The sequence below is a fragment of the Microcystis sp. M44BS1 genome, assembly GCF_020244875.1.
GTDB lineage: Bacteria > Cyanobacteriota > Cyanobacteriia > Cyanobacteriales > Microcystaceae > Microcystis > Microcystis panniformis.
This window is the reverse complement of sequence record NZ_JADBVM010000325.1, coordinates 1-10,277: the sequence shown is the minus strand read 5'-3', so window position 1 is coordinate 10,277 and position 10,277 is coordinate 1. Positions and strand designations below refer to the sequence as shown.

The window sequence follows — 10,277 nt, the reverse complement described above, 5'->3', positions numbered from 1 at the left end:
TGTGCCTTTTCCTTCATATAATGGTTTGTCTTTAATCACCATGACATCAGGATAAGTATAAAAGCGATATCTTGGCATCCATAACCGTACATCACTCATAAAAGCCCAATAATCTTGATTGTTAATCTTAGTCGGAAAATTTTTATAAAAATTACCAGCAATCAGATTATGATTGATTGTTGCTCCCGTCATAGGAATAATATCTCCATCTAGATATTCATTTTTGTATTCTGCTGTTTCTTCTAGCTGACAGTATTCTTCAGGTGTGTAATAGCGTTTTTCGATTTGAACTTGCATACTAACCTCCCTTATCTTGGTTAAATTGCCATTCAATAGCAACTTTAATATTAGCTTGTGCTGAATCTTTTGTCAGCAAAGGAATCACCGTTTTACCCTCAACTTGTAACCCAAATTCTAAAGTAACTTTACTGGGTGGATTGGATCGGGAAATCATGATAAGCTCATCTAAAAATATAGCAAATTATACAGACATCTAAGACAAGTAATAGAGTGTAGGCAAGGCACATGAGCCTTTCTTGTCTGAATCTGGCTGCTAATCTAAGAATAAGCGGTTTAAATGCGTCTTAGCTTATTAGCATTTCTTGTCTAATTCCCTGTTTCCGCCGAAAAGCGATCGCTAGTTGTCCAATTTAACTTGACTCGAGTGTATAACAGCCATTTCCCCACACAGATCCCTAGAGAGCGTTTCTCATAAAGATGAAGTATAAGCTAATTCGCTATCGACGATCGACTCCCACCTGAGCATTAAGATAACTGTTATCAGTAATTATGGGAAAATAAATCCCCATACCTTATTTCCTCGTGGCACAATAGAGACAAAGTATAAAAAACTTAACAATAAGGAGGGGTTCGATGGTTGCTACACCAGTCAAAACAAAACGTCTTACCGTGCAGGTGGCCAATCTCACCGCAGACATCACCGCTATTCGTTCCCTCGATTGGGATCGCGATCGCTTCGATATTGAATTCGGATTACAAAACGGGACGACTTATAACTCCTATCTGATTCGTGGGGAAAAAATCGCCCTTGTGGATACCTCTCACGAAAAATTCCGTCAACTATATTTTGATAGTCTCAACGGATTAATTAACCCGCAAGAAATCGATTATTTAATTATCAGTCATACCGAACCCGATCACAGTGGGTTAGTCAGAGATATATTGGAACTCGCTCCCAATATTACCGTCGTTGGGTCGAAAGTAGCAATTCAGTTTTTAGAGAATTTAGTTCATCATCCCTTTCAACGTCAACTGGTCAAAAATGGCGATCAGTTAGACCTAGGCAATGGTCACATTCTCGAATTTGTTAACGCTCCTAATTTACACTGGCCCGATACTATTTTTACCTACGATCATGGTTCGGGAATTTTATTTACCTGTGATGCCTTCGGAATGCACTACTGTTCCGATGATCTTTACGATGAACAATTAAGTGCTATTGAACCAGATTATCGCTTCTATTATGAATGTTTAATGGCTCCTAATGCTCGTTCCGTACTAGCGGCGATGAAACGGATGGAACCCCTAGGTAATATTAATCTCGTGGCTAATGGTCATGGACCATTATTAAAACATAATGTTACTGAATTATTGACCCGTTATCGTGATTGGAGTCAGGCACAAACTAAGGCAGAAAAAACCGTCGCTGTTTTCTATATTTCCGATTATGGTTATAGTGATCGCCTCTGTCAATCGATTGCCAAAGGTATTACTAAAACTGGTTTGACTGTAGAAACTTTAGATCTGAAATCCGCCGATCCCCAAGAGGTAAAAGAATTAGCTTCTTCTGCGGTGGGAATCGTCATCGGTACTCCCCCCGTTTCTGGTATTAATGCCCAAGAAATTACGGGTAATTTAGGCACAATTCTCGCCTCGGTTAACCCCAAACAATATATCGGAATGTTTGAATCTCAAGGGGGTGATGATGAATCAATTTTACCTCTATTTAATAAGTTTCTTGAAGTTGGTTTAACCAAAGCTTTTGATCCCATTCGTAGCTCGGAAACTCCTAACGAGAGTCTCTATCAACGCTGTGAAGAAGCGGGGACAGACATGGGACAACTATTAACCCAAGAGGTAAAAATTAAACAAAGAAAATCCCTCGATACTGACCTTGATAAAGCCATCGGACGGATTAGCAGTGGTCTATATATTATTACCACCAAGAAAGGAGACAGAAGCGGGGCAATGGTCGCTTCTTGGGTGACGCAAGCAAGTTTTGATCCTCCCGGTTTTACCGTTGCTGTGGCCAAAGATCGGGCGATCGAGTCTTTAATGCAAGTGGGGGATCAATTCATTTTAAATATTCTGGAAGAAGGCAATTATCAAACCCTGATGAAACACTTTTTAAAACGTTTCGGACCTGGGGAAGATCGTTTTGCAGGAGTCAATACTCGCACCGCTAATAATGGTTCCCCAATTTTAGCCGATGCTCTCGCTTATTTAGAATGTGAGGTAGTTAGTCGCATGGAATGTGCTGACCACTGGATTGTTTACAATAAAGTCACCGATGGTCGCGTTTCTAAACCTGATAGTTTAACGGCCGTTCACCATCGCAAAGTCGGTAATTATTATTAGGATTCTTGCTTGATTTGACTGGTTGAGAAAATACAGATCAAGATGCTTGCTCTCAGCTTTTGAGATGGTTCACCCTCTCAACCAGTTAGTCATACTAAATCCGTTGATTATAGGCTACATATCAGGAGAGGCAATAGGCAAAAGGCAACTCCCCCCGACGTCGGGGGGGTTGGAGCAATAGATAATCAGTTTTTAATAACCGGATTTAGTATCACATCTGATCACTGATTACTTACCCACTGATAACTGATAACTGATAACTGATAACTGATAACTGATCACTGTTCCTATGGACTAATACCCGCAGATTTAAGGGCCTTGTCCATTAAAATTACATGGGTACTGCTTTCCTGTCCCTCATTGGCAGGACGACGCTGAATATAACTGCCATCGGATTGTAATTCCCATGCTTGCCGGTTATCTGACAACATAATCCCGAGAATTTCTTCTAGTTCCTTGGCGATCGCTGGTTCATCGATGGGTGTCACTGCTTCCACGCGACGACTCAGGTTCCGCGACATCCAATCGGCGCTACCAATATAAACCTCCTCCTGACCACCATTGTAGAAGTAAAAAATGCGGGAATGTTCCAAAAAGCGGCCGATAATGCTAATTACTCGGATATTTTCGCTTATTTCTGGCAATCCGGGCTGTAAACAACAGATGCCGCGAATAATCAAGTCAATCTGCACACCGGCACGAGAAGCGGCGTATAAGGCTTCTATAATCGGTTTATCCACAAGAGCGTTCATTTTTGCGACAATGCGACCCGTACCGCCATTTTTACAGTTTTTGGCCTCGCGATCGATCATTGCTAACATCCGTTTTCGCAAACTCACCGGAGCAATTAAAAGTTTGCGGTAGGATTGCTGACGGGAGTATCCAGTCAGAAAGTTAAATAAATCGGTGATATCTGCTCCTAAATCCTCGCGACAGCTAAATAAACCCAAATCAGTGTATAATTTAGCAGTTTTTGGGTTATAATTGCCCGTGCCAATATGGAAATAACGACGGATTTTATCCCCTTCTTTTCTGACCACGAGAACCACTTTTGTGTGGGTTTTTAGACCAACTAAGCCATAAACAACGTGAACTCCGGCTTGTTCGAGCTTTTTCGCCCAACTAATGTTATTTTCCTCATCAAAGCGAGCTTTTAGTTCCACTAACGCTGCTACCTGTTTACCATTTTCCGCGGCTGCAATCAGGGAATTGACAATCGGGGAATCTCCGGAAGTACGATACAAAGTCATTTTAATCGCTAAAACATGGGCATCATAGGCCGCCTGGGCGATAAACTGTTGTACTGAGGCACTAAAGGAATGGTAGGGGTGATGAACGAGAATATCGTTATTGCGAATTAAAGTAAAAATATCTTCGCCATCCTGTTCTAAAATGCCGTCTTCGTTACCGTCAACTATTTCTCGCAATCCCTGTAAAACCGGTGGAGTGACGGCATTCCAAGGGGGATCTTTCAGTTCGGGACAGGGTAAAGACAGAAAATAAAATAAATCTTTGTGTCCTAGCAGTCCATCCACATCGTAAACATCGATCTCCTCAAGTCCCAGATCGCGCATGATCCGGTCTTTAATATTGCTAGGAGTAGAACTGTGGATTTCCAGACGTACTGCCGATTTACCGATGCGGCGCTTGCGTACTTCTTCCTCGATCGCTAATAATAAATCATCGGCCTCATCTTCTTCAACGGAGATGTCAGCATTGCGCGTCACCCGAAAAGGATAACATTCTTGGATGATCATGCCGGGGAAAAGTGCCTCTAAATTGTGCATTACCACCTGTTCAAGGGGTACTCCCGTCCAAATCGAAGCTTTTCCGTCTTGGTGGCGTAATTCTTTGGATAATGCCAGAAAACGGGGGAAAACCTGCGGCACTTTCACCCTGGCAAATAGTTCTTTATCGGTGTCGGGATCGCGAACGACTACGGCTAAATTGAGACTAAGATTAGAAATATAGGGAAAAGGATGACTAGGATCCACCGCTAGAGGAGTTAAAACGGGGAAAATATTTTGTTCAAAGTAATCGTGGAGATAATTGCGCTGTTCTTGATGTAAATCCACATAGTTAATCAGATGAATTCCCTGTTCCACTAAGAGATTTTTTAGGGTGTGTTCAAAAAGACGATCCTGCTGTTGTACAAGGGGACGCAGACGTTTACTGATCTCGATTAGCTGTTCCGAGGCAGTCCGGCCATCGGCACTTAAAACGGCTACATTTGCCTCTACCTGTTGTTTAAGCACTGCCACCCGTACCATAAAAAATTCGTCGAGATTGGCACAAAAAATGGCGGTAAATTTTAATCTTTCCAGTAGGGGAGTCCGAGGATCAAGTGCTTCATAAAGCACGCGACGATTAAATTCTAACCAGCTTAATTCTCGGTTAAAGTAATATTGCGAATCTTTAAGATCGATTGCAGAAGTTACGGTAGGAGCTTTAGTCATAGAGTCTAATATCCAAATAGTAGATTAAACAGTTAGAAACAAGCCACTTCAGCCTAAATTTGACTATTTTGGGCGTTTTTTAGGCTATATTGCCCCAGATTAACCAAAGTTACCCCGATTATCTTGGATGCTAGTCCTACTGATTCTAGCCTGACTGGGGAAAAAATCAATTTATTAAAAGGTTAAGAAATCAATCCCGACAGATCAAGGTTAAATTAATCTTTCAGTGAAATTAGAGTGCCAGTAAGAACAATAGGCATAATTTGCTGAGAATATCGTCTTTAAAGCCCAGCTTTGATTATAACACAAAGTCGAGCCGAGCCGATTTGTTAAATATAGCGTTTCCAACTTCAGGCAATAAACCGAATCAGAATATTTGATAAGGATGATGATTAGATTGCCAATTAATCATTAGTGTATATAGGGATTGCTGAAAAAGTACGGGCGAAGCATTCGGGCAATAACCTATCGGTGAAACCGTAGATTTTCTATCCGAATGCTTCGCCCCTACAGGACGCGGGCCGATGAAGTGCCTACATTTCACATTTATTCAGCAAGCCCTAATTAATTCGTCAATATTTATTGACAGCTTCTCTTTGTCAATCAACTTACTAAACTTTAATCCTTAAAACTTTAAATCCAACTTATTTGTCTTAAAGTCCAGAAAACGGGTTTCTAAATAGTTTCTTGAAGAAACCCGTTTTCTAGGTGACTTAATGCTTCTTTCCAGGGTTCATCATAATTGGCGGTTGTTGGGTTCATTTGAGTTGTTTGCTTACTCGTAGGTGTAAAGCGCGATAGCGTAACGCACCGATTTAATAATAGAGTTGGTGCGTTACGGCGGCTTGTTAATTTTGGTTTTTTGACGGAATTGATGGCCGCCTAACGCACCCTACGCCTACTTAATTAAACAAAGAAATTACCCACTGGAATGTTCCCTAAAGCTGGTAAAGTGCCAGTAAATCCGGTGATATTTATTAATAAATCATTGCTGGATTGGAAGCCAGCCGTGCTATCATTAATAACGAGGTAAGTTCCGGCTATTGCACCGGTTGTTACTTGCACTAAGGCGGCACTATTAACCGCTAATTCTTGATTACCTGTAGTGGCTCCATTGGCATCAGTAAATACTTGATTGATTAAATTCTGTAAAGTGGTGACAGTGCTATCAGCAGCGCGACTGAAACTACTAGGCGCATTCATGGCAGTTCCACCTTGAGTTAATAAGTCGATTTTATCACTATTGATGGCAAAATCTGTGATACTATCGCTTGCGGATATGGTAGATTGACCAAATTGGAAGATGAAAGTATCTGCACCTAAACCACCGGTTAAATTATCAATTCCCGCACCTCCATTGATTTGATTATTGCCACTATTTCCGGTGATATTATTGTTACCAGCGTTACCTGTACCATTAATATTATTACTGCCAATTAGTCTCAGGTTTTCGACATTGTTGGGTAAGGTGCGAGTGAGACTGGTTTGCCAAGTATCAGTAATGATAACTTCTCCTATTCCTCCTTCGGGATTGATGGTAGCATTAACCGGATTGGAGAGGGTGACGGTGAAGACTTCATCGGCTTCGTTGAGGTTATCATTGAGGATGGGAATGCTAATAGTAGCGGTGGCAGTATTAGCAGCAATGGTGATAGTTCCAGTTTTGCTAGTGTAATCTACATCGACGGTAGCATCAATGGGTCCAGTGGTATAGTTGAAGCTAATTGGTTGCGGGTTGGGGTTATCAACTGTGACGGTGAGGATGGCATTATTATCTAAGCCTTCGACCACGGTAATATTATTGATGGAGAGTTGGGGAAAGTCGTCATTCGTAATTGTCCCCGTCACTGGGGTGGTGGTCCCAACTGTATAACCAGTACCCGCAGTAAGAGTTAAAGCAACAGTTTCATTACTTTCAATAGTTGTGTCAGCAGTCGGGTCAACTGTTACCGTCGCAGTGGATGAACCAGCAGCAAAGGTGACTGTATTGGTAGTCCCTGTACGAGTGTAATCGGTATTGAGAGTCGCTGTCCCTCCGAGGGTGTAATTGACTGTTAAAGGATTTGTTGTGGAACCTGTACGGGTGAAGGTATAAACCAGATTAGTTGTCCCGTCTTCAGTAACACTACTGGGAGAAACCGCAAGGGTAATACTGGGAGTGACAGGACCATTCGTAATCGTACCCGTCACTGGGGTGGTCGTACCTATCGTATAACCTGTCCCGGTCGCGAGGGTTAAAATAACAGTCTCATCGGGTTCAACTGTGGTATCAGGAGTCGGGTCAACGATTACAGTCGCGGTCGCTGAATTAGCAGCAAAGGTGACACTGGTGGGAATAGAAGCGTAATCGGTTCCATTGGTTGCTGTCCCCCCAACTGTATAGTTAACCGTTAAAGCATTTGTTGTTACACCAGTACGAGTGAAGGTGTAAACGAGATTAGCTGTCCCGTCTTCGGTAACACTACTAGGAGAAACCGCAAGCGTAATACTGGGAAGGGTGACATTCGTAATCGTACCCGTAACTGCGGTGGTCGTACCTACTGTATAACCTGTCCCGGTCGCGAGGGTTAAAATAACAGTCTCATCGGGTTCAACTGTGGTATCAGCAGTCGGGTCAACTGTTACCGTCGCAGTAGTAGAATTAGGCGCAAAGGTGACTGTATTGGTAGTCCCTGTACGAGTGTAGTCGGTATTAAGAGTAGCTGTCCCTCCGAGGGTGTAATTGACTGTTAAAGCATTTGTTGTTACACCAGTACGAGTGAAGGTATAGACTAAGTTGGTTGTTCCATCTTCTGTCACACTACTGGGAGAAACCGCAAGAGTGATACTGGGAGGAACAGGACTATTCGTAATCGTCCCCGTCACTGGGGTGGTCGTACCTACTGTATAACCTGTCCCGGTCGCAAGGGTTAAAATGACGGTTTCATCGGGTTCAACTATTGTGTCAGGAGTCGGGTCAACAGTCACAGTCGCAGTGGATGAACCGGCAGCAAAGGTGACTGTATTGGTAGTCCCTGTACGAGTGTAGTCGGTATTGAGAGTCGCTGTCCCTCCGAGGGTGTAATTAACCGTTAAAGGATTAGTTGTTACTCCGCTACGAGTGAAGGTATAAACCAGATTAGTTGTCCCATCTTCGGTGACGCTTGCGGGACTGATAGCCAGGGTAATAGGGTTAATTACTTGGGTAGAAGTTTTAGGTGCAGTAGTAGCAGTTTGTTCGTTGCCTGCATTATCAGTAGCTAAACTATAGAAAGTATAAGTGCTACCTACTACGCCAGTATAGACAGCAGAGGTTGTAGTTACGTTTGTTTGCCATTGAGTAAAAGACCCACCGTTAACAGATACAAAAACATCATAGTCTCTAATCCCACTGGGATCTGTTGCACTCCAAGTCACATTAATATTATTACCTACAGTAGTTGCTGGTAAACTACCAACACCCCCAGTTGGTGGGGTAATATCTAATTGAGCCGCTTCACCGGAACCAAACCGGGTAATTGTTGTATAGGTAGTAGATTGTCCTGGTGCTAAGGAAAAAACGTTTCTCAAGGCGAGTGCGACATCGTACTCGGAACCAGCATCAATAAATTGGTCAGAATTGCTATCACCTTGGATGATAGTATTCCGCAAGCTATTTCCTGCTAGAACATTAGAGCGAAGGCTACTAAACCCATCTAATTCCCAACGGTTTGTAGTGGGGATAGTACCGCCAATATCACTAATTCCGAAGAAAGTTGTATCTGTCTGACCAGTTCCACCTGCGTCAGTTTCAAACAGAATTTCTTGCCCATTTTGAACAATTCTTCCGCCCCCATCTATTAGAGTACCATCAAAGTTTAAATCTCCATCAACATAGCGCACTAAATCAAAATTGATTGTTTGCGTTATACTATTAGTAATAGTATAAACCTGATCTAACCGACTTCCTGTTCTAATTGCAGTGTTATTAAATGTATCTTGAACAGTTTGTTTAAGTTGAAACTGTAATCCGCCAATCGTGAAAGTGCTGTTTGCGTTGGTACTATTGACACTGGTAAATACCTCATTATTACTAGCTGATGGTGCTAACTCGGTACGCGCTCCAGTTGAACCATTAGTAATAATACCTAAAGCCACAAAAGAACGGAAAGTTGTGCTAGAGGAAGTTTTACTGCCAATAGGATCATAAAAAGCACTCTGTCCTCCAACACTATTACTACCAAAGCGCCCGAACTCATCTACTGTAACTACTAAACCACCGTCACCAGTAGCAGTTTGAAGGTTGTTTGTATTTTGTTCAACTGTAATTATTTGACCATTTAAATGAATTATCCCTGAATCATCCTCAGCTTGTAATACCTGTAAAGTCCCAACATCAATACTGTTACCTTGAACCAACTCTGCAAAAATTGCCCCCTCATCTCCGGCGCTATCCACCTGATTAATTTGAGCATCCACATAATGCCCAATTTCTTCTAAAATTACATTAACTATCGTTGCTGAGGAAGCCGTATTTAAAAAAGATGCTGATAGATAAATCTTATTCGTACTGCTGGAATATGCACCATTCGCAGTTCCCAAAACCTCATCACTGAGTACCTCAATCGGGGGAATTTGACTAAAATTTCGACTTTGCCACTGTTGTCGTAATTGCGTCGCCTTAACCACATCATAACTTGTGCCAAAAGCAGTTTCTAAATTTGCCCAAAAACCATCAGATTGAGCGAAATCGAATAAAATATCGTCAACAGCAGGAATAATCGCCAAAAGAGAGAGAGTCATGACAGTAACAGCAAAAGTTTATTGCTAACAATTTTGGCACAACAAGCGCGAATTTTTCAAGACCTCTTTAACATAGATTAACATTTATTACAAGAAACCGGGTTTCTCAAAGGAACAAGAAACCGGGTTTCTCAAAGAAACCCGGTTTCTAAATAGGTTCTCAAAGAAACCCGGTTTCTAAATAGGTTCTCAAAGAAAACGGGTTTTTCAAAGAGTTTCTCAAAGAAACCCGTTTTCTAGATATTGATTTTAGCCAAAGACTGCTTAAATTCTGCGAGAGAATGAGCGGTAGCTGCTAATTTTAGTAGCTCTTCTAAGATAGTAGGGTTAGTCATTTTGCCGATTATCTCTTCAATTTCTGAAGAAATTTGTCCAAACCGCACAGTTAAAACTGTTTTTATGGCATCGCGGCTTTTTTCTAACGCTCCAATTTCCTTACCAATTTCCTTACCAATTTCCTTA

6 protein-coding genes are annotated in these 10,277 nt (G+C 41.9%); 1 reads left to right on the top strand and 5 read right to left on the bottom strand.

Translation table 11 applies throughout. The features are described from left to right. The coding region (locus IM515_RS24105; protein WP_271987681.1) for a Uma2 family endonuclease at nt 1-297 on the bottom strand (297 nt) is incomplete at its 3' end. 1 nt (nt 298) lies between these two features. Then, complete coding sequence (locus tag IM515_RS24100; RefSeq protein ID WP_002762885.1) at nt 299-454, bottom strand: CU044_2847 family protein; 156 nt, start codon at nt 452-454, stop codon at nt 299-301. A 419-nt stretch (nt 455-873) separates the two neighbouring features. Here IM515_RS24100 and IM515_RS24095 point away from each other — a divergent pair, with 419 nt between their 5' ends. Next, entirely contained in the window at nt 874-2,598 is a 1,725-nt protein-coding gene (locus tag IM515_RS24095; protein WP_287627633.1) for a diflavin flavoprotein, read from the top strand. 287 nt (nt 2,599-2,885) lie between these two features. On the opposite strand, the gene ppk1 is transcribed toward IM515_RS24095, so the two are convergent. From ppk1 to IM515_RS24080, 3 genes are all read right to left on the bottom strand, one after another. Further along, complete coding sequence (ppk1, locus tag IM515_RS24090) at nt 2,886-5,054, bottom strand: polyphosphate kinase 1 (protein WP_287627632.1); 2,169 nt, start codon at nt 5,052-5,054, stop codon at nt 2,886-2,888. Nucleotides 5,055-5,960: 906 nt separating this feature from the next. Next, nucleotides 5,961-9,815: a beta strand repeat-containing protein gene (locus IM515_RS24085; RefSeq protein WP_287698230.1), complete on the bottom strand. Its 3,855-nt coding sequence runs from the start codon at nt 9,813-9,815 to the stop codon at nt 5,961-5,963. Between the two features lie 236 nt (nt 9,816-10,051). Then, on the bottom strand, nt 10,052-10,277 hold a 226-nt coding region (locus IM515_RS24080), incomplete at its 5' end, for a hypothetical protein (RefSeq protein ID WP_287698228.1).